Annotated in this window: 14 protein-coding genes; 8 read left to right on the top strand and 6 right to left on the bottom strand. The window is 35.4% G+C overall.

The annotated features are described in order from the left end of the window. The first annotated feature begins 123 nt into the window (after positions 1-123). The 4 genes from ACJJVN_RS11085 (at position 124) to ACJJVN_RS11070 (ending at position 6,385) form a co-directional block, all read left to right on the top strand. Positions 124-3,273 carry a UvrD-helicase domain-containing protein gene (locus ACJJVN_RS11085; protein WP_405378116.1) on the top strand — a complete coding sequence of 1,050 codons (3,150 nt, stop codon included), beginning with the start codon at positions 124-126 and terminating at the stop codon, positions 3,271-3,273. 46 nt (positions 3,274-3,319) lie between these two features. Further along, on the top strand, positions 3,320-4,513 hold the full coding sequence (gene kbl, locus ACJJVN_RS11080) for a glycine C-acetyltransferase (RefSeq protein ID WP_405378115.1): 1,194 nt from the start codon (positions 3,320-3,322) through the stop codon (positions 4,511-4,513). Positions 4,514-4,628: 115 nt separating this feature from the next. Continuing rightward, positions 4,629-5,999: an OmpA family protein gene (locus tag ACJJVN_RS11075; protein WP_405378114.1), complete on the top strand. Its 1,371-nt coding sequence runs from the start codon at positions 4,629-4,631 to the stop codon at positions 5,997-5,999. 221 nt (positions 6,000-6,220) lie between these two features. Further along, positions 6,221-6,385 (top strand): hypothetical protein, encoded by a 165-nt coding sequence (locus ACJJVN_RS11070; RefSeq protein WP_405378113.1) that lies wholly within the window; start codon positions 6,221-6,223, stop codon positions 6,383-6,385. A gap of 334 nt (positions 6,386-6,719) precedes the next feature. On the opposite strand, the gene ACJJVN_RS11065 is transcribed toward ACJJVN_RS11070, so the two are convergent. Both ACJJVN_RS11065 and ACJJVN_RS11060 read right to left on the bottom strand, forming a co-directional pair. After that, complete coding sequence (locus tag ACJJVN_RS11065; RefSeq protein WP_405370423.1) at positions 6,720-8,180, bottom strand: DUF5689 domain-containing protein; 1,461 nt, start codon at positions 8,178-8,180, stop codon at positions 6,720-6,722. Between the two features lie 9 nt (positions 8,181-8,189). Beyond that, a complete protein-coding gene (locus ACJJVN_RS11060) occupies positions 8,190-11,033 on the bottom strand; it encodes a TonB-dependent receptor (protein ID WP_104513955.1) in 2,844 nt (947 codons plus the stop codon). A gap of 135 nt (positions 11,034-11,168) precedes the next feature. Here ACJJVN_RS11060 and ACJJVN_RS11055 point away from each other — a divergent pair, with 135 nt between their 5' ends. After that, a complete protein-coding gene (locus ACJJVN_RS11055; RefSeq protein ID WP_405378112.1) occupies positions 11,169-12,260 on the top strand; it encodes an endonuclease/exonuclease/phosphatase family protein in 1,092 nt (363 codons plus the stop codon). A 66-nt stretch (positions 12,261-12,326) separates the two neighbouring features. Here the strand turns inward: ACJJVN_RS11055 and ACJJVN_RS11050 are convergent, their stop codons facing one another. Further along, positions 12,327-12,689 (bottom strand): YraN family protein, encoded by a 363-nt coding sequence (locus ACJJVN_RS11050; protein ID WP_405378111.1) that lies wholly within the window; start codon positions 12,687-12,689, stop codon positions 12,327-12,329. A 2-nt stretch (positions 12,690-12,691) separates the two neighbouring features. Continuing rightward, positions 12,692-13,594, bottom strand: coding sequence for an LD-carboxypeptidase (locus ACJJVN_RS11045; RefSeq protein ID WP_405378110.1), 903 nt, complete (start codon positions 13,592-13,594; stop codon positions 12,692-12,694). A 165-nt stretch (positions 13,595-13,759) separates the two neighbouring features. Here ACJJVN_RS11045 and metG point away from each other — a divergent pair, with 165 nt between their 5' ends. After that, positions 13,760-15,832, top strand: coding sequence for a methionine--tRNA ligase (gene metG / locus ACJJVN_RS11040; RefSeq protein WP_104513951.1), 2,073 nt, complete (start codon positions 13,760-13,762; stop codon positions 15,830-15,832). Between the two features lie 75 nt (positions 15,833-15,907). Here metG and ACJJVN_RS11035 read toward each other — a convergent pair whose 3' ends face one another. Then, the gene (locus ACJJVN_RS11035) at positions 15,908-16,603 is read right to left on the bottom strand and encodes a hypothetical protein (protein ID WP_405378109.1); all 696 of its coding nucleotides are present in this window, start codon (positions 16,601-16,603) and stop codon (positions 15,908-15,910) included. Positions 16,604-16,788: 185 nt separating this feature from the next. Here ACJJVN_RS11035 and ACJJVN_RS11030 point away from each other — a divergent pair, with 185 nt between their 5' ends. Together ACJJVN_RS11030 and ACJJVN_RS11025 are read left to right on the top strand one after the other, a co-directional pair. Continuing rightward, on the top strand, positions 16,789-18,225 hold the full coding sequence (locus ACJJVN_RS11030) for a hypothetical protein (RefSeq protein WP_405378108.1): 1,437 nt from the start codon (positions 16,789-16,791) through the stop codon (positions 18,223-18,225). Between the two features lie 311 nt (positions 18,226-18,536). Then, complete coding sequence (locus ACJJVN_RS11025) at positions 18,537-20,726, top strand: TonB-dependent receptor (RefSeq protein WP_405378107.1); 2,190 nt, start codon at positions 18,537-18,539, stop codon at positions 20,724-20,726. Positions 20,727-20,817: 91 nt separating this feature from the next. On the opposite strand, the gene ACJJVN_RS11020 is transcribed toward ACJJVN_RS11025, so the two are convergent. Continuing rightward, positions 20,818-21,252, bottom strand: coding sequence for a hypothetical protein (locus ACJJVN_RS11020; RefSeq protein WP_104513947.1), 435 nt, complete (start codon positions 21,250-21,252; stop codon positions 20,818-20,820). Positions 21,253-21,391 lie beyond the last annotated feature (139 nt).

Genomic DNA, 21,391 nt, shown 5'->3' with positions numbered 1-21,391 from the left:
AATCTGCGTTATATTATACTTAAAGTGTTCAACCTTAAAATGATGAGTAAAATAGTTAAAAGAATAAAGACTTCTTTAAGATTAATTTCAAATTGATGCTGTTTTCTATGCTTATATTTGACTATGTCCCAATCATCTACTACTTTTTATAGCGCCAGCGCAGGTTCTGGTAAGACCTTTACACTAGCTAAGGATTACCTCACATTGCTGTTTAAAAATCCATATTCAAATGGTTATCGTCGCATACTCGCCGTTACTTTTACAAATAAAGCGGTAGGCGAGATGAAAGAACGTATTCTCGATTACTTGCACAAATTTACTCTAGAAGAACTAGAGGACAGTGTTACCGGTATCGCTAACCATATAATGACAGAGACTGGTCTAGATAATGAGCAGTTTAAAAAGAAAGCACGTGCTATTTTTAATCAATTGCTACACGATTACTCGGCTTTTGATATTGTGACTATAGATTCTTTTAACCATCGTATTTTAAGAACATTTGCAAAGGATATTGACCTGCCAGATAATTTTGAAGTAGAGTTAGATAGCAATAGACTTATTTCAAAAGCCATTCATAACCTTATTGCCCGCGCAGGAAAAGATAAAAAGCTTACACAGCTTCTGGTAGATTTTTCTCTTTTGAAGATAGAAGAAGGTAAAAGTTGGGATGTAGAATACGATCTTTTAGATATTGCAAAATTAATACTTAATGAAAATCATTACCCTTATTTAAAGCAATTAAAAGGTAAAGAGGTAGAAGATTTTTTACGCTTTCGCGAAAGCTTATATAAGAAAATTAACCTCTCTCAAAAAGATTTAACCGAAAAAGCAAAAGCTCTTGTTGCAGTTTCAGAAAGCGCACATATTGCTCCCAAAGATTTTAAAGGTGGTTCTAGAAGCATTTTCAATGTAGTTGTTAAAGTATCTCAAGAAGATTTTACTGTAAAACTAGATGCAGCCTCTATAAGAGATTTAATTGCTGGCGACCTGTATCCTAAAAATAAAGCGCAAGAAATTAAAGATGCTATCGATACTATGGCTGTAGATCTTAGAGTATTTGCAGAGTTGTATAAAGAAAACATGGGGACTGTACTTTTTTATAAAAACATAGCAAGCAGCCTCACACCATTGTCATTACTTAATGAGTTGCTTCATGAGATCGATAAAATTAAGGATACAGAACAAATCGTACCTATTTATGAATTTAACGCACTTCTTGCAGAGCAGATAAAAGACCAGCCAGCACCGTTTATTTATGAAAGACTAGGTGAGCGCTACCGTCATTATTTTATAGACGAGTTTCAAGACACCAGCCGCATGCAGTGGGAAAACCTCTCGCCACTTATAGAAAATGAATTGCAACAAGAACGAGAAAATGAAGAAAGAGGTAGTCTCATGCTCGTGGGAGATGCAAAGCAGTCCATATATAGATTCCGTGGTGGCGATGCAGACCAGTTTTTGAGACTACTCGCTACACCAGACCTTTTTATGTTACCTAAAAAAGACGAGACGCTAGAGTTTAACTGGCGCAGCTTTGATGAGGTAATTAAATTCAATAATGATTTCTTTGACTCTTATGGAGATCATTTAAATAGCGACGTCTATCAGACCTTGTACAAAGAGTATTTAGAACAAAAAACTAGGGCAAAAGAAGGTGGTTACATACAAATTGATTTTATAGATAAAGATTTTGAAGCGCCCTATGAAAATGAAGACGACTTTAAAACACCGTATCCTTATCAAGTACATCAACAGGTTTTAAAGGCCCATGAAAATGGTTTTGCCTTAGGTGAGATATGCGTTTTAGTTCGCGCAAATAAAGAAGGTCATGAGATTGCAAAATATCTCGTGTCTCAAGAGATGCGTGTGGTTTCTGGAGATAGTTTGCTGGTTTTTGCATCGCATAAAGTCCAGTTGTTAGTTTCGTTAATGAAGATGATTCAGGTTCCAGACCAGCAACAGCCACGTTTTGAGTTTTTGATTGCCTATACAAGAGTTTTTAATATTGAAGATATTCATTCTTTTGTGACATCCCATTTACAGGAGAGTTTGCTAGATTTAGGTAAAAAGTTAGTAGGTGTAGAAGAAGATGATTTAGGTTCCGCTTTCGCGAAAGCGGCATTATTTCAAGCAACAGAACACGTAGCAGAGTCTCTAGGATTATTTAAGGAACAAGATACCAGGTTGCAATCCTTTATGGAATTCTTATTTGAATACTCCACAGGTTATGAAGTCTCACTTTCTGGTTTTATTGAGCACTGGGAATTGAAAAAAGAAAAATTAAGCGTACCAGCTGCTGCAGATGCTGATGCGGTTCAAATAATGACTATTCATAAATCTAAGGGATTAGAGTTTCCTGTGGTGATAGTGCCGCATTGCGATAAGAAACTAGATGATGCTAGAAATCCGACTGGTTGGGTTGCTGTAGATGAAAAAGAATACGATGGTTTTGATCAAGTTTATATCAATCTGAAAAAAGAGAATGAATTCTATCCTGGTCTCGCTCCAGAAGTATATCAAAATAATCTTGCCAAAGCGCAGATGGATCAAATAAATACGCTCTATGTTGCATTTACAAGAGCTAGAGAGCAATTGTACATAAGTGGTATAGATAGTAAAACGACTAATTATTCTTTTTTATTAAAAGATTTTGTCGATAAGAAGGGGCTTGATTTAAATGCAGAAGAAGGTTTTAAAAGTGCTCAAATAGGCGATGTTCAACGCAGGTCAGATAAAGTCAAAACAGAAGAGAGCGAGATGCTCGAAGAATATAAGGTAAACCTAGATGCAGATAGATTAAGTATTTCTACTAGAAAAGGATTGCTATGGGCTAGTGGTGTGAGTGATGCTATTCAAAAGGGTAATGTACTGCATGAGTACCTTTCTCAAATAGTGTTTGCTGATGATCTAGTCAAAGTGAAGAAGAAAATAGATCGTGATTTTTCTTTGTCAAAAAAGGAACAAGAAGAGATGAAAGTGATGATTACAAATGTGATACATCATCCAGATCTTATCTCTTATTATAAGGAAGGGTTAGAGGTGCGCAATGAGCAGCCTATTTTACTTCCTATAGGAACGCGATTAATACCAGATAGATTAGTGATTAAAAAGGAAGGTGTTGTAATCATGGATTATAAATCTGGAGCGGTTATGGATAAACACCGATCTCAACTTAATGATTATGAGGCCTTGTTAATTTCTATGGATATGGAGGTTTTAGAAAAAATACTGGTGTATACAGATTCTCTAGAAATAGTGAAATGGCAAGGATAAGCCTCGTTAGACTTATTATCTTTGTAAAACTTAAAAATAAATAAATATGTACGGATCAATTAAGGAACACCTACAAAAAGAGCTAGCTGAAATTAAGGAAGCTGGACTATATAAGAAAGAAAGAATCATTACATCACCACAAGATGCGGTTATTACATTAGACGACGGATCTGAGGTAATTAATTTTTGTGCCAATAATTATTTAGGGTTGTCTTCTCATCCAGAAGTAATACAGGCTGCAAAGGATACTTTGGATTCTCATGGTTTTGGTATGAGTTCTGTAAGGTTTATTTGCGGTACTCAAGATATTCATAAAGAGCTAGAACAAAAACTAGCTGACTTTTATGGTTGCGAGGATACTATCTTATATGCAGCATGTTTTGATGCAAATGGTGGTGTTTTTGAACCATTGCTTACTAAAGAAGATGCAATTATTTCAGATTCTTTGAACCATGCGTCTATAATAGATGGTGTGCGCTTGTGTAAAGCTGGGCGTTATCGTTATGCTACTGGAAACATGGCAGATCTAGAAAAACAACTGCAACAAGCAAGTGAAGATGGTGCTAGGTACAAGTTGATAGTAACAGATGGTGTATTCTCTATGGATGGATTACTCGCGCCTCTAGATGAGATTTGTGATCTAGCAGATAAGTATGACGCGCTAGTAATGGTAGATGAATGTCACGCAGCAGGTTTCTTAGGTGACACAGGACGTGGTACTCTAGAGGCAAAAGGTGTTTTAGGTAGAGTAGATATTATTACTGGTACCCTAGGGAAAGCATTAGGTGGAGCAATGGGTGGTTATACTTGTGCAAATAAAGAAGTAATAGAAATCTTAAGACAGCGTTCTAGACCATACCTTTTTAGTAATTCACTAGCACCTTCTATAGTAGGAGCATCTTTAAAAGCGTTAGACTTAATAGATAGAAGTACAGAGCTTATTGATAAGGTACAATCTAATACAGCATTTTTCAAAAAAGGAATGCAGGATTTAGGATTTGATATCGTAGATGGTGACAGTGCAATTGTGCCAGTTATGTTATACGATGCAAAGCTGTCTCAACAAATGGCAGATATGCTTTTAGAAGAAGGGATTTATGTAATTGGGTTCTTTTATCCGGTTGTTCCTAAGGAAAAAGCAAGAATTAGAGTGCAATTAAGTGCTGCGCATGAGCAAATTCATCTAGAAAAAGCGATCTCAGCATTTGAAAAAATTGGGAAAAAGCTAGGTGTTATCTAAAATTAACAAGTTAAAAGCAATAAAAAACGCATTTTTAGACAAATTTATTAGTTTAAGTCTTGTAATAGAGGCGGAACGGTTTAATTTTGCAATGTTGATTAATAAAAACCCCAACATGAAAAATATTTACAAATTATTAGTTGCTGGAGCAATTTTACTTTCTGCCAGCATGAGTTACGCGCAAGATGAAAGCAATCGCTGGAGTATCGCAATAGGAATTAATGCTATCGATCTTTATCCTGTAGGAGAGAAAGATGCTGGCCTAGGTGATTACTTTGATGAATTCTTTAATGTAGATCATTATAACATACTTACTGCACCTAGTCGTGTCGAAGTAGGATACTACGTAGGTGATGGTATCGTTGCAACTGGTGCTTTTTCTGTGAATTCAATAGATACTGTAGGTGATAGTACAATTGATGATATTGCTTACTATTCTTTAGGTGGTGGATTAAGATATAATCTTGCAGAATTATGGAGTGGTGGAGAAATTTTCAACCCTTATTTAGGAGCTGGTGGTTCTTACCAATTGTTAGATGATGAAGGTTTTGGTACTTTTAACGGTACTTTTGGTTTTGACGTTAAGATAGTGGATAACGTTTATGCAAACGTTCAAACTTCTTACAAGCATGCTTTTGAAGATAACTTACCTAAGCACTGGCAGCACACTGCTGGTCTTAAGTTTACTTGGGGTGCAGTAGATACTGACGGTGATGGTATCGTTGATTCTAAAGATGCGTGTCCTACAGTAGCTGGATTAGAGAAGTTTATGGGTTGTCCAGATTCTGATAATGATGGTATAGAAGACTCTAAAGATGGTTGTCCTAACGATTTCGGTCCTGCTGAAACTAACGGTTGTCCAGATAGAGATGGTGATAAAGTTCTTGATAAAGACGATAAATGTCCTGATACTCCTGGTGTTGTAGCTCTTATGGGTTGTCCAGATGCTGATGGCGATGGTGTTGCTGATGCTGATGATAAGTGTCCTAATGAGGCAGGTCCTGTTGCAAGACAAGGTTGTCCTGTAAAAGATAGAGATAATGATGGTGTTGAAGACGCTATGGATAAATGTCCAGACGTTAAGGGTATCGCAGAATTACAAGGTTGTCCAAGACCAGTTATGCCTACTAAAGAAGTTCAAGCTCAATTAAACGAGTATGCTAAAACTATCTTATTTGATACAGCTAAAGCTTCTATCAAAGCGCAGTCTGCTGCAACGTTAGCTGACATTACTGCTATCTTAAAGAAATACCCAGAAGCTAAATTTACAATTGAAGGTCATACTGATAGTGTAGGTAGTGCTAAATACAACGAAAGACTTTCTGACGATCGTGCACTTTCTGTAAAGGAATACTTAGTAAAGAATGGTATCGATGAATTCCGTTTAAGTTCTAAAGGATATGGTGAAGCTAATCCTGTAACTAGTAACAGTACTAAAGCTGGTAGAGCTCAAAACAGACGTGTAGAGATTAACTTAGTAAAATAAGTTATTACTAACATTTCAAAATAATAGAAAGCCACTCTGAAAAGAGTGGCTTTTTTTATGCCTTAAACTGAAAGTGTACTTAATGAATTAGATTTTGTTTAATGCTATTTCCTATACTATTTAAATGTTTTAACACAAGTTGAATGTACTTCTTTCATTCTTGTAACGTGACCGTGTTGTTCCAAAAAAAAATATTTTGGATTTAACTAAGATCGAATTAGGTGTCTGAATGTGTTACCCTTATTAGTATTTTAAGTATAAGTATAAGTATAAGTATAAGAAGAAGAAGAAGAAGAAGAAGAAGAAGAAGAAGAAGAAGAAGAAGAAGAAGAAGAAGAAGAAGAAGAAGAAGAAGAAGAAGAAGAAGAAGAAGAAGGCAGTTTTAATTCATGTACAGTAAATGAGCAAACGATGATGTCATATCTACTTGATATAATTTTATTAATAAAGTCGTTATGATTGTTTTTCGTATTAATTTAATAAGTGAGTTGCCACAAAATGTTGTCTTAGCGCTTATTGAGCCTCAAATTAGCCTTCTCAATCAACTTAGTGTTGTTTTATGAATACTATCAGGTAAAAAGTATTTACGTGTGTTAGATAGTTTTCAATTTATTATTTAAAAAAGCCCCTAGAATCATTTGATCCTAGGGGCTTTTTTAAAATTGCGCTTTCGCGAAAGCTATATACTTATAACTTTTATGAATAAGATGTACTCTTATCTTAGTTACCAGTAACTGATATATTATCGATGTGGTAACGTGTAGTAGTTCCTTGTGGGTCAGATGCAGTGTATTTGAATGCAATACGTACATCTGTTCCATCTACACATGAGATGTTGATAGCAGGTACACTTGAAAAGCTTGATGCAAATCCATTTGCAGGACCTGCAGGTATTGATGCGTCTAATTGAGACCATGTAGTTGTAGTCACGTCACCAGTAAAGTTATTACTTATGAATACTTCTAATAGACCACCAGCATCAAAATTAGCTTGTATATCGAACTCTAAAGCCTCGTCTGTTGTAGCATCTAGATCCATTCCTGGAAGTACTAACCATGCAATCATTGGGTCATCTGACTGTCCGAATGCATTTACACTTAAATAACTGTTGTTGCTGAAGCTTCCGAATTCATAACGCTCAGAACCACCTGAAACATTTTCATTAACAAAGCCTTGCGCATCTAGATCACTTTGATTAGTTACAGTAGTATCAAAATCAACGTCAAAAACGACAGTAGACCCACCTGCACCTGGAGTGGTACACTCTAAGAAACTTGGGTCACATCTATTAGAGTCAGTTAAAACAATGTTATCTGGAGTATTTACAGAAAGTGTATAGTTCTCACCAAAGAAATCTGTTGCAACTACTGCATTTATGAAACCACGACCATCAGGAATGTTAAGTGATTTAAAATCTGCAAAAGTAGAAGTCTGGAATAAACCAGTTGCGTTAGAAGAACAGCTTATTAGTGTTCTATCTCCATCAAAACTATCAGAAGCTTCTCCTGCAAAAGTTAAATCTAATTGTCTACGGTCAAATTGTACATCTGCTAGTTTTACAGCAGTATAGATATTTGCTGCAGTCAAGTCAGTAAATTCTAATTCATTGTAAACTATTGTTGCAACTTCATCAGCGCGAACAAATACGTTTTCTTCTTGAAAAGCACCTATCTGGTCTATTCTACCTACCGTAGTACCTTTACCGATATTCATTCCTAAAAGACCACTATTTTGTATGTTTCCAAAGTTATCAAACTCAGGCTCTGTGTTTGTAGTAACAGAAAGACCAGCTAGTTTGATATATACTTTTCTACCTACATTATATTTAGTGAATAAAGGACTTGCGTCTATACTTACACGAGCACCTCTTGTAGGGTTTTCAGGACTATCTTGAACTAGTAGTTCTTCAAAGAAGTTACCACCTTCATCACTAGATACTACATATCCTACTGTATAAGCATCAGATGTAGAATCAAAAGTTGTAATGTAATCATCCTGTACCATACCGCTATAAAGAGCGTTAAGGGTAATGAATGTTCCTTCTATCTGCACATCTTGTGGTGCAGTTTCTGGAATGTTAAAGTCGTCGTCCTCGACACAAGAGAAAGTAATTACTGATAGCACAGCAATTGCAAAAATTTTATTGAAATTTCTCATATTCTTATTATTAAATAAATTCATTATTGCTTATTAAAATCTTAAATATACGTTTAGGTAATAGGTAGTTCCGTTACCAAAGAAGTAACGTGGTGCAAATACTTCTTGTGGGTTATTTTGATCATCTCTTGTAGATCTATAGTTAGAATTACGAGATTGTTCAAAACCACCAGTTTTGTATTCTTGATCAAATACGTTGTTAATAGTTGCAAAGAAGCCTACATACTTATCATCAATTCTCCATGATTTACCACCTATTACATTCCATAACATGTAGTTGTCAAATTGCTCTTGTTTTAAAAGTTCATTAGCAACTTCTTCATCATAGTCATTGTACTCAATACCATCAAAGTCTTGACTAAAGTTAGCAGATCTTCTTAAGTTACTAATGTCAGCATAACCGTTTGCAAAATAGTTTGCAGTTACACCTACATTCCAGTACTCAGGATCTCTGTATTCAAAACCTACTTGTAAAGCAGTTTCTGGTCCACCAGCAACGTGGTAATCTTTTAAACTAGTTGTACCGTCACCAAATGTAAGTTGACCATCAAAGTCATCACTTGTAAGATAAAGATTAGGGTTGTTAGTGTAAACGTTTTGTCCTACCGCTGCAGCACCTTTAAGTTTAATAGTAGGAGTAACTTGTACTTCTAGACCTAATTCTATACCAGCATTACGTCTTTCTACGTTAGTTAATACCTCTTGCACAAAAGCACTACCATCATCAAGTGGAAGTCCTGTAAGATCTTCTGTAAAATAGAAACCTAAGTCAGTTCCATTAGTGAATTGTGTGTAATAACCAGTTATTCTAGCCTTTACTATAGGAGTAGTATAAACATAACTTATGTCACCACTGTAAGATTTTTGAGATTCTAGCCCTACTACAGTTTCATTATTTTGTCTCGCATTACTGAAAGAGTTTCTGATAGTTGGCGCTTGTGTTATATAAGCTGCATTTGCAGTAATGAATTTCTGTCCAGAAATTTTATAAGTAACACCACCTTTAAAACCGTAATCTGTAAAGTCTAGCTCTTCACTTTCACCAAAAGAAAGATTCCCTAAGTAGTTACCGTTCTCAAATTTACCATCTCTTTGATATGTAGTTCTAGAGACATTACCGGCTACAAAGAAGTCTACGTTTTTAGTCTTGAACTGCGTCTGAGCAAATGCAGCAGCAACTTCTGCATTAATGTCATAGTTGTATTTATAACGGTCACCTACACCTACTATTCTGTTAGGAGTGCGCACGTTAGATTGTGCAGCTTGGTCTAGGTTAATATCACTTGTTTCTTCTGCAAAGAAATCTACATCTAAGAAACCAGTACCACCTAATAGATCATTAATTTGAGCGTAGTTTTCACTATTTAATCTTCTATATCTAACACCACCGTTAAAAAGGATGTTGTCAGTAAGGTCTGCAGTAAGGATAGTGTTTACAGATAATTGCTTATCATCGATACGGTCTTCTTGGATAGCATAAATTGAATTACCACCGTTTTCTCTCACGATGCGGTTACCTTCATATAGCGCATCCCAGTTTAACTGTCCATCATTGATAAAAGCTTGTTGTGCTTCATATGCATATTGAAAATCGATAGCATCTTGACCATTTCTTAAGAAATAACTAGGTAAGTTTTGATAATAATCAGGGTTTGGGTTTCTCGCTCCACCTATGTATGAGCTTTGACCATCTGTTTCAACGAGTCTAGTACCACCGTTATCGATACGAGTGTTTCCTATTTTTCCAAATTGATACCCTACGTTAGTATTCAATTTAACTTTATCATTGATCGTCCAGTAGTGATTCAACATAAAGATAGGTTCTTCTATCTCTCTTATTCTACTGTTGCGTTGTACATTGTCCTGTAGTCCCCAGAAAGGATTGTATTTTCTACCCTTTAAATCTCTTATCTCTTGAGTAAGTGCCGTCTGGCGTCCGCGTCTATTAGGTGTGTAAAGACCAGTAAAGTTAATAGAGTGCGCATCGTTTATCTTTTTCTCTACAGAAAGACCTAAAGCATTTGCATCATATAAGGTACCATCTATATAACCTTCGTCTCCAGCTCTTCTAGAAGCGTTGATAGCATAAGACCATCCATTGTTAAGAAGTCCAGAACGGTGAGAGACCATAAAACGACCTCTATAACTTCTGTTAGAACTTGCATAAGAAATTTGAGTTCCTGCACGTTGTTGTGAAGCTCTCATGTCTATATTCTGTACACCTGCATAACCACCAAAACTTTGGTCGGCAGCAGTTAATCCCATGGTAAATGTCTGGTTACGTTGTAAATCATTTACTCCACCCCAGTTGCTCCATTGTGGTCTACCAGAAAATTGTTTGTTCATCTCGATACCATTAATAAGCACCTTACCATCTTCACTATTTAAACCTCTAGGTCTGAAGAATGTAGCACTAAAATCAAATGCAGCAGCTCTTAAGAATTGATCTTTAGAAGATTGTAGTAATCCAGAGAAGTTATTTGCAGCATTCTCATCTTCGGCAAGTTCATTTTCTGTTAAAGAAATAATACCTTGAGATTGAGTAATGTCAGAATTATCTAACTGTAAATAAAGAGGATCGATGTTTACTATGTTAGTTAAGTCTATAACAACAGGAATCGTTTTTGAATAATAACTGTTAAAACTAACAAGAATTTTTTGATCACCTACAGGAATAGCTCCTGTAACGATAAAGTAACCATTTGCATCAGTAGTAGCTTTAAAGCTGGTACCGATTACAGAAATGTTTACGCCAGGGATAGCTTCTTCAGTTGCGTCATCTATTACACGACCTTTAAGTAATTCTTGTGCCATACCTAGACTAGATACCAGCATAAAAACACCTAGAAAAAGCTTCTTAAAATGTTGATTTGTCATTTATTAATATTAATTATACGTTATGAAATGCGGGCAAAATTACAATTTTATAATCAGTTGCGTACCTTTGGCCCATAGTTTGTAATGAAGTTTACAATAACATAACTTAACATATCTTAACATATCTTTAATAAAATGTTTAAAAATCTAATATTGAGTGCTTTATGTGTTTTCGCTTTCGCGGAAGCGGTAACGGCACAAAACACTGTAAAAGCAAAAAAGTATAAAGTTAGAACAGTAGGGTTCTACAACTTAGAGAATTTATTTGACACAGAAGACGATATAACGATCAATGATGAGGCTAGTCCGATCATGGAAATGTCTGAAGGTGTAAGAGCTGAAGTTTATAAGAAAAAACTTACTTCTATGGCGCGTGTAATTCGCAAAATAGGTGCTGAAAAATCACAATCTGCTCCATCGATTTTAGGAATTTGTGAAGTGGAAAATAGAAAGGTTTTAGAAGACTTAGTAAATCACCCTTTGCTTATAGAATTTGATTATGGAATTGAGCATTACGATTCTCCAGACCGTCGTGGTATCGATACAGGATTACTTTATAAAAAGAGTGATTTTAGAGTATTAAATAGTCAGAGCAATGAGCTAGTTATTTATGATAAAAGCTCTGGAAAACGTAGATATACACGTGACCAATTAGTCGTTACAGGAGAATTAGATGGTGATAAAATGAGTTTTATCGTTAATCACTGGCCATCACGTAGTGGTGGAGAACAAAAAAGTCGCGCGTCTCGTGTGTCAGCAGCAGCTTTAAATCAAAAAGCGATAGACTCTTTACATAGTATAGACGCGATGTCTAAGATTTTTGTAATGGGAGATTTAAATGACGATCCTACAAATAAGAGTGTACTAGTAACTCTTAATGCGCAAAAAGATAGACAAGACGTAAAGCCACAAATGATATATAATCCATATATACAGATGTTAAAGGATGGTTTTAATACACTAGCATATCGTGATTCTGGAAATATTTTTGACCAGATCATGTTTACCTATCCATTGTTAAATGAAGCAAATCAAGGTGGCTACCGTTATTACCAGGCTAATATCTATAACCCAAGTTTTATGACTAATAAAACAGGTAGGTATAAAGGATACCCTATGCGTAGTTTTTCTGACGGTACATTTACAGGTGGTTTCAGTGATCACTTTCCAGTGTTTGTGTACTTAGTAAAAGAAATCGAGGACAGCGGTAAAGCACAAGAAAAATAATAAGATATCTATACTCTAGTATAATGATATTAAAAAAAGCGCCTCTATTGAGGCGCTTTTTTTAGCTCAAAAATGATAAAAAGCATCTTCTATATGCTCTAGTTTTGTGCCTGCTTTATTCTTAATAATGGCAACTATGTCAAAACGCACTTCTACATCCTCATCTATTAGATTTTCTACAAAATGATTTGCCGTAGCAACCAGTCTTTGAATTTGTCCAGGTTTTAAAAAATCTTGTGGATCGCCAAAATCAGGAGTAGACCTCGTTTTAACCTCCACGACAACTATTACATCTTTTTTGCGGGCTATAATATCGATCTCGCCCTTCAAATAAGTGTAGTTTCTTACTAGAATATCGTATCCGTTTTTAATCAAATGTGTGGCAGCAAGATCTTCACCTTCATTACCTAATTCATTATGCTCTGCCATGATTATTGATTAAAGTTAATAGACGCTGGTGTAATACTTATTGTTATTTCTCTGCCTAAAATTAAAGAGCGATTATCTGTAATATGCCCTGCAGGAAAATTAAAAATAACCGGAAAATCATAACTCTCTGTAAGGGATAGAATAATCTCTTGGGCATTTTTGCCAAAAGGGATTTCATGATCATTCATATCTGTCATGCCGCCTACTAGTAACGCCTTTATATTTTTAAGTTTGCCTGCTCGTTTTAAAGAATACATCATACGTTCTATATGGTATAGGTATTCATCAATATCCTCGATAAATAAAATATGATCGTCTGTTTCTGGAAAGGTGTCACTACCTAACATACTGTATAAAATGGAAAGGTTTCCACCTGTTACAGGAGCTTTTATCACCTGACTAGATAGAGAAAAATTATTTTTGATAGTTATAGTTTGGCTTTCGCCGAAGAGAGCTCTCCTCAGACTTTCTATACTAGAATCTGGTTTTTTAGATAGTTCTAGCGGCATAAAACTATGCAAACTGGCAAAACCTTGAGACTGTAATTTCCCATGAAGCAGTGTCACGTCAGAGTAGCCTATAATGACAGTAGATTTTACTTTCATACTGTCAGAAAAATCAATCGCATCTATTAATTGTACCGTTCCATAACCACCACGTGCTATCCATACGGCGTCCACATCAGTATTGTTTATGCTGTCTTGTAAATCGGCTAGGCGTTCTTCTTTTGTACCACCTAATTGGTGCTCTATTTTCCCTATCGTATTTCCATAACTTACCCTAAGTCCCCATGATTCTAATAGGTTTTTAGCAGGTGCTAGTTGGCTTTTTTGAGCACTTCTTGCGGTGCATAAAATCCTTACGTGGTCGGCTTCTTTAAGTTTGGGAATGGAGTGGTAGTTCAATTTTTCAAGAGATTTGGTTTAAAAATACGGCAATCGATTAAATATGTTTGCGGTTTGTTGGAATTCCGCTTTCGCGAAAGCGAGATCAACACCAATTTATAGAATACTAAAAGCATCTTTTAAAAGCGTGCAATGTCGTAAATTTGCAGCTTTCAAAAGAATTTCATGAGCGATCAAAAACGTTTTACGATTACGGCAGCATTGCCTTATACTAATGGACCAGTACACATAGGTCACCTAGCTGGTGTATATGTACCGGCAGATATTTATGCACGTTACCAGCGTATGAAGGGTAGCGACGTAGCATTTATTTGTGGTAGTGATGAGCATGGTGTACCTATTACCATTAAGGCAAAGAAAGAAGGTATTACACCTCAAGAGTTGGTAAATCGTTATCACAAGATCATAGGAGATTCTTTTAAGGAATTCGGTATTTCTTTTGATAATTATAGTCGTACCAGTGCGCCAGTTCATCATGAAACGGCTAGCGCATTTTTTACCAAATTATACAATGACGGTAAATTTATTGAGCAAGTTACAGAACAATTATACGATCCAGAAGCAGACCAGTTTCTAGCAGATCGTTTTGTAGTAGGTACCTGTCCTAAATGTGGGAATACAGAATCTTACGGAGATCAATGTGAGAAATGTGGTACGTCGCATAATGGTACAGATTTAATAGATCCTAAAAGTGCCATAACAGGAAATACACCAGAATTAAAAGAGACTAAACACTGGTTTTTACCACTAGATGAATACAGTGACTGGTTAAATGAGTGGATCGTAGAGGGACATTCTAAGGACTGGAAAGCAAACGTATTAGGTCAGGTTAAAAGCTGGATTACAGACGGGCTGCACCCACGTGCAGTGACTCGTGATCTGGATTGGGGTATCCCAGTTCCAGTAAATGGTGCAGATGGAAAGGTACTTTATGTATGGTTCGACGCACCGATAGGATATATCTCTGCAACTAAAGAATGGGCTGCTAGAGAAGGTAAGAATTGGGAAGATTATTGGAAAAATGATGATACTTCTTTACTTCACTTTATAGGTAAGGATAACATTGTTTTTCACTGTATTATTTTTCCTGCGATGTTAAAAGCACATGGTGATTTTATATTGCCAGAAAATGTGCCAGCAAACGAATTCCTAAATCTAGAAGACGATAAAATATCTACTTCTAGAAACTGGGCGGTATGGTTGCATGAATACTTAGCAGATTTCCCTGGGCAACAAGATGTGTTGCGTTATGTATTAACGGCCAATGCTCCAGAAACAAAGGATAATAATTTTACTTGGAAAGATTTTCAAGCTAGAAATAATAATGAACTGGTAGCTAACTTAGGAAACTTTGTAAACCGTGTTATTGTACTTACTAATAAGTATTACGATGGTATAGTTCCAGAAACGGCAAATCTTACAGAGCGTGATCAAAAAGTTCTAGATCAGATTAAGACATTCCCTAAATCTATAGGTGATAGTCTAGATCGTTACCGTTTTAGAGAGGCATTACAAGAATTGATGAACTTATCTAGTATAGGTAATAAATACATTGCCGAAGAAGGTCTTGAGCCATGGAAACTAGCAAAGACAGATCCAGAACAGGTAAAGAACATCATGTATGTATGTATACAAATAACGACGGCGCTTGCTGTATTAAGCGAGCCGTTTTTACCACATACATCTGAGAAATTAAAAAACATTTTATGTTTTTCCGCACTTGATGCGGAAACTGCTGGATGGAGTCGAGTTGCTGGAGACGAAGCTCTTCTCCCATCAGGGCATAAAATCAACAAGTCGGAATTGCTCTTTTCTAAAATAGAAGACGAGCAAATACAAGCGCAACTAGACAAACTAGAAGCTACAAAAACAGCAAATGCTGCAGAAAAATTAACTCTCATGCCACAAAAAGACGAAACTAATTACGACGACTTCATGAAAATGGACCTGCGAGTAGGAGAGATTCTTACTGCAGAAAAAATGCCTAAAGCAGACAAGCTTATGGTCATGACAGTAGATACAGGAATCGATAAAAGAACCATCGTTTCTGGAATCGCACAACACTATACTGCCGAAGAATTAGTAGGTCGCAAAGTAACCGTTTTAGTAAACCTTGCACCAAGAAAACTTAGAGGTGTAGAATCTCAAGGAATGATTTTACTTGCTGAAGATCCTGATGGGAAATTAGTTTTTGTAAATCCAGATGATGCGAGTGTGAATGGTGCGGTGATAGCTTAGAAATTAAAATACATTATATCAAAAAAGGGGCAGAATTAATTCTGCCCCTTTTTTGATATCTAAGATTTGAAATGGTTACTCAGGGTATTCTACTTCCCAAATAGTTCCATCAACTTCGTCAAATCGAATTATTCCAAAGTCTTGATCATAGTAAAGGATATTAACATTTTGATCCAACAAGCCAAATTCTCTACTTGAAACAACATCTGTTGAGTTAGATTCTATTTTTATTACTTTGTTAAAGGTATGGTTAAGAATGTTCATTGTACCAATAGAATTGATTTCGTCATTGTTGGTTATAAAAATGTTTGCAGGGTCTTGTTCTTCTAGATTAGCGTAGCCAGCATTTCTAACATTCCAAAGTGGAAAATTGAAAGCATTTCTAAATCTATTTCCTTGGGAAGTTAGAAAATATTGAACTTTAGTTCTATAACTGTATTTGGCAGTGTCATTTTCGATAATTTGTAGCCTTATAATTTGACTGTCATAAGTGTGTTTTAAAGAAGTTCCAAAAAATCCTGATTCATAAGAACCTCTAGGACAATTTCTCACCTCGTAAACCTCAAAATTTAATACTTCATTATCGTTACTACGATATTTAATAATCTGTCCTTCAAAATATTCAAATGAGATTCTTTTTTGCTCTTGCTCTGTTGTAAATTGATAAGTGGGATCAGTGAATTGACATTTTTCTACAACTTCATCTTCTTCACAGCTGCTAAGAATTATGAGCGCGCAAATAATTGAGAACGGTTTTATTAAATAATTCATTTTAAATCAGGTGTTTAAAAATTGGATTTCTAATTAAATATAACGATTTAATATTTGATTAATTATTTTTAACGGCTATTACATCACAAATCTACTTTTCGTAAGAGCACTTATCATTATTAATAGGAATAATTTCTACATATCATTAATCTTTATATATTTAGCCTAACCAAACCTACTGTCCAATGAAAACAACCATCCAACTATTGTTAGCTTTTGTCATTTTAACCAGTTTTATAAAGCCAGATCGCAATACGGCAAATGGTTTTAAAATAGACCAGAAATATAAAGTACAAGGAACTTTTTCTGGAAATACTCAAGGTGAGGACAGCTTTCATTTTATAATAGCAAAAAATAAAAAAGAGAAAAACTACGATATCTTACCTTTTCAATTTAAGAATGAAGAGGTTGTGAAAATGGATCCTATTACTTTTGAAGAGCAGCCTAATGTGTTGTCATTTCATAATAATGGAGATCAATTATCTGTAATTACTTCTTATAATGAAGGTAAGTCTAGAAAGTTTCAGGTGGTAGATGTAAACCTTAAAGATCACACTGTTAAAAAATCTGAGGCTCTAGATGGGGAGAATTATAAAACCACGGTTAGAGAAAAAGATCAAAATTTCTTGGTCTTTTCAGATAAAGAGTCGCTTAAAATAGTGGCTGTAAAAAATGCTAGCGATGTAAAAGATATCACTATAGAAGCTACGGCTGCTAATAAAGATTTTTTAAAAGCGCTTTCTAAAAATAATCTTGATGCAATAAGTAGTCAAGATTTTGTAGAAAATGGTTCCATAAACGATTTTAGAATCTATAGTGATCAAGGCACGATTACCATTACACAAGAAGACACTAAAGGAGGTACTACAAATGTGGCGCAAATAGACACCAGTGATTCTTCAAATACAGAATTAAAGGTGGCTAACTTTAAAAGTAATGACAGTGGAGAAGGTAAGTTGAAGAAAAGTACTTCTTACGTTTCAGATAATAAGTTGTTCCAGATGAATCTTAAAAAAGATGCTGCTACTCTAGATGTTCATAATCTAGATGATAAAAGTAACAAGCAACTTAACCTATTGAGTAGTGATGTGGTAAGTGCAGCTTCTAGTAAAACAGCTGCAAATAGCTTTCTTAAAAATGCTACCAAAGGTAAGAACCAACCTACCGTTACGGTTAATGAGGCGCAAGATGGAGCGTTAAAACTGAGGATAGATTATGTAAATAAGAAGTTATATAGTTACAATTATAACTGGTGGTGGCACCATCACTGGATGATGCAACAGCAAATGTGGATGATGCAACAACAGCAAAACAGAATGATGTTACAAAACAGCCTACCACGTTTCGGACCAGATGTGTCTGACGCATACCCTATTTATACGGTAAAAGAAAAGGAAGATTCATTTTTTGAAATAGGCCTTAATACTAATGGATCTATCATGCCGGCTAGCGATGTGACTACTATTCATAAAAACATAGATAAGAAATCTTACATCGATGATATAGATAATAACAAGAAATTGAAACACTCGTCTACCGTTTTTACTACAACTACATTTAGATACATTTCTTACAACAAGAAAACAAAAAGCTTTCTTATAAATAGTAAGTCATTGAAATAAAGTAGATTAAAATAATTTTGAACAAGGGTTAAAATTATTTTTGATTTTGATTTTGGTTTTGAATTTCAGTCGTACTTTTGCCGCCTGTCTCAAGGGGTGCTAATGGAAACAAAGGCTGAGATAATACCCAAGGAACCTGGGCGAGTAATGTCGCTAAGGGAATAGATTTAGATTAGTTTTGATGTGTGTTGTTATATCGCTTTCGCGAAAGCGTGCATCTCAATTATTTATTTCAAGAGAATCCTTCAAACATTTAATTTTAATTCAAACCGAATAAATGCCCCTTTTATTTGAACTTAAACAAAGTTCATATGAAACATTTATCTCGCGTTGTAATTGCTATGGCATTAACTGTAACAGGCCTAGCAACAGCGCAAAATTCACAAGAACAAGATTCTACTAAAGCAAAAAAACTGGACGAAGTACTGGTAAAAGCCGTGCGTGTAAATGCAAAATCACCTATTACACACAGCAATTTATCAAAGGAAGAGATCGCAAAACGTAATATAGGACAGGATTTACCTATGTTGCTTAACTTTTTGCCATCTGTAGTAACTAGCTCTGACGCTGGTGCTGGTATAGGTTATACGGCTTTAAGAGTACGTGGTGTGAGCTCACAATCTACTAACGTGACTATTAACGGTATTCCATATACTGATGCAGAATCACTGGGTGCATTCTGGGTAAACCTAGGTGATTTTTCTTCTTCTATAGAAAATCTACAGGTGCAACGTGGTGTTGGTACGAGTACAAACGGTAGTGGAGCATTCGGTGCGAGTATAAATATCTTAACAGATGCTGCATCTCAAGAAGCGAGCGGTGAGATTTCTAACTCTTTCGGTAGTTTTAATAGTAGAAAACATACGGTAAAGTTCTCTACCGGATTGATGAATGAGCATTTTGAAATCGCAGGTAGATTATCAAATATCGCGTCTGACGGTTATGTAGATCGCGCCTCTACAGATTTAAAATCTTATTTCTTACAAGGTACTTATGTGGACGATAACACGCTTATTAAAGCGATCACCTTTGGTGGTAGTGAGGTAACATACCAGTCGTGGAATGGTATTGACGAAGACATGCTAAGAGATGATAGAACGTATAACACGGCTGGAGAGTATGAAGATGAAAATGGAAATGTGCAGTTCTATGATAATGAAGTAGATGATTATAAGCAAGATCATTATCAACTGCACTGGAACCAGCGTTTTAATAACAACTGGTCTACTAACATAGGTTTAAACTATACTTATGGTCGTGGTTTCTTTGAGCAATTTAAAGAAGACGAAGATTTTGCTACTTATGGTCTAGATCCACTAGTAGTAGATGGACAGCCACTAGAAGAAACAGATCTTATACGTCGTAGATGGCTGGATAATGATTTTTATGTGCTTAACGCAAGTGTAAATTATAAGAATAATGAGATAGATGTTACCTCTGGAATATCTGCTAGTCATTATGATGGAGATCACTTCGGTGAAGTGATTTGGGCGCGTTTTGCTAGTCAGAGTAATATTAGAGATCGTTATTATGACGGTAATGCTTTAAAAAATGATCTATCTGTGTTTTCAAAAGCTACCTATAAATTAAACGATCGTTTTCAATTGTACGGTGATGTGCAGGTAAGAAATGTAAACTATAAAACATCTGGGATAAATTCTGATTTAAGTGAATTTCTAGTAGATGAGAACTTTACTTTCTTTAATCCTAAAGCTGGTGTTACTTATAAGTATGATGATACTAATGATTTGTACTTTTCTTATGCCAGAGCAAATAGAGAGCCTAATAGAAATGATTTTGAAAGCAATCCAGATGTGAAGCCAGAACAACTTAATGACTTTGAATTAGGGTGGAGACATAAAAAAGGTAACTTTACTTTTAATGCAAATACATACTTCATGCTTTATAATGAGCAACTAGTTTTAAGCGGAGAACTTAATGATGTAGGAGCGCCATTGAGAACTAATAGTGGTAAAAGTTACCGTTTAGGAATAGAGCTAGAGGCAATTGTGCCAGTTACTGAGCAACTTACTCTACAGCCTAATATAGCATTGAGTAGTAATAAGAATGACGAGACGGTGCGCTCTTTTGATGGAGAATTACAGAATCTAGGTTCTACAGACATTGCTTTTTCACCTAGTGTAGTGGCTGCAAATGCTATCGTGTATCAACCTATAAAAAACTTTCAGGTTTCTCTATTGAGTAAATTTGTAGGTGATCAATTTATGAGTAATACAGAGGCCGATGCTTCTAAGCTAGATAGTTTTTTTACTAACGATATCAACCTAGTCTACACTATAAAGCCGAAGTCTATATTTAAGACTGTTGTGTTTACCGGTTTAGTGAATAATATATTCAATGAAAAATATGAAAATAATGGGTACTACTTTACTTATGACGACGATTTTTCTAATCCAGGAACCATCTCTACGGTAGAAGGTAATGGATTCTATCCACAAGCAGGGACTAATTTCTTATTAGGCGCAACGCTTATTTTTTAAAACATAAAATCAACCAGCACCATTAAGAATAAATAACTGTTTATATTTATTCTTAATGGTTTGGCTTGGTAAATTATACTTTATTAATACACTAATTAGATATTCTAATTGTGGCGCCGTTTCTTTCTACACGGTAGGCTTTTAAACCATACTGTCCGTCACCTTCTATAGGCTGTCCGGTTAGGATATTATATTTATTAATGTCATCAGTACAAGGGCAGGTCGCTTCTATACCGCTTATTTCGAGTGTAGAGCAACTGTTAGGCGAGTGATTAGGATCGCTTAATTCATAAGCCACATATTGCGAGTTATTAAAATTATAAACCACCGCACCGCGCAAACCTACGTTAGGTACGATCACAAAATTACCAGGGAAATTAAGATTGCTATATTGTGGTAAATTAGTATTAAGGTCCATCTGGAATCCTAGATCTACTAGAAATGGGTTGTTATTACGGCTGTCATCGCTTGTGCAAGCAAAAACGGTAAGCAATAAAGCGAGTATATAAGCGTTACGTATTTTCATAAGAAATCAATTGGCTTCAAAAGTATAACGAACTGATTGATATTTATTATATTTGTTTGATAATCCCGCAGCAATGATGGGATTTTGTTATTTATAGCCTCTTAGTCATGATGTAAGCAGTGAGACTGGTGGTTATATC

Origin of the sequence: Nonlabens sp. Asnod3-A02 (genome assembly GCF_045063755.1) — a bacterium.
GTDB classification, from domain to species: domain Bacteria; phylum Bacteroidota; class Bacteroidia; order Flavobacteriales; family Flavobacteriaceae; genus Nonlabens; species Nonlabens xylanidelens.
This window is presented reverse-complemented; position numbering and strand designations above follow the sequence as displayed.

Bases quoted from the DNA above. Each gene is read 5' to 3' on its own strand.
- ACJJVN_RS11035 (WP_405378109.1), bottom strand. From the start codon at position 16,603: ATGAATTATTTAATAAAACCGTTCTCAATTATTTGCGCGCTCATAATT.
- ACJJVN_RS11025 (WP_405378107.1), top strand. From the start codon at position 18,537: ATGAAACATTTATCTCGCGTTGTAATTGCTATGGCATTAACTGTAACA.
- ACJJVN_RS11055 (WP_405378112.1), top strand. From the start codon at position 11,169: ATGTTTAAAAATCTAATATTGAGTGCTTTATGTGTTTTCGCTTTCGCG.
- ACJJVN_RS11030 (WP_405378108.1), top strand. From the start codon at position 16,789: ATGAAAACAACCATCCAACTATTGTTAGCTTTTGTCATTTTAACCAGT.
- ACJJVN_RS11085 (WP_405378116.1), top strand. From the start codon at position 124: ATGTCCCAATCATCTACTACTTTTTATAGCGCCAGCGCAGGTTCTGGT.
- ACJJVN_RS11060 (WP_104513955.1), bottom strand. From the start codon at position 11,033: ATGACAAATCAACATTTTAAGAAGCTTTTTCTAGGTGTTTTTATGCTG.
- kbl (WP_405378115.1), top strand. From the start codon at position 3,320: ATGTACGGATCAATTAAGGAACACCTACAAAAAGAGCTAGCTGAAATT.
- ACJJVN_RS11050 (WP_405378111.1), bottom strand. From the start codon at position 12,689: ATGGCAGAGCATAATGAATTAGGTAATGAAGGTGAAGATCTTGCTGCC.
- ACJJVN_RS11065 (WP_405370423.1), bottom strand. From the start codon at position 8,180: ATGAATTTATTTAATAATAAGAATATGAGAAATTTCAATAAAATTTTT.
- metG (WP_104513951.1), top strand. From the start codon at position 13,760: ATGAGCGATCAAAAACGTTTTACGATTACGGCAGCATTGCCTTATACT.
- ACJJVN_RS11075 (WP_405378114.1), top strand. From the start codon at position 4,629: ATGAAAAATATTTACAAATTATTAGTTGCTGGAGCAATTTTACTTTCT.
- ACJJVN_RS11020 (WP_104513947.1), bottom strand. From the start codon at position 21,252: ATGAAAATACGTAACGCTTATATACTCGCTTTATTGCTTACCGTTTTT.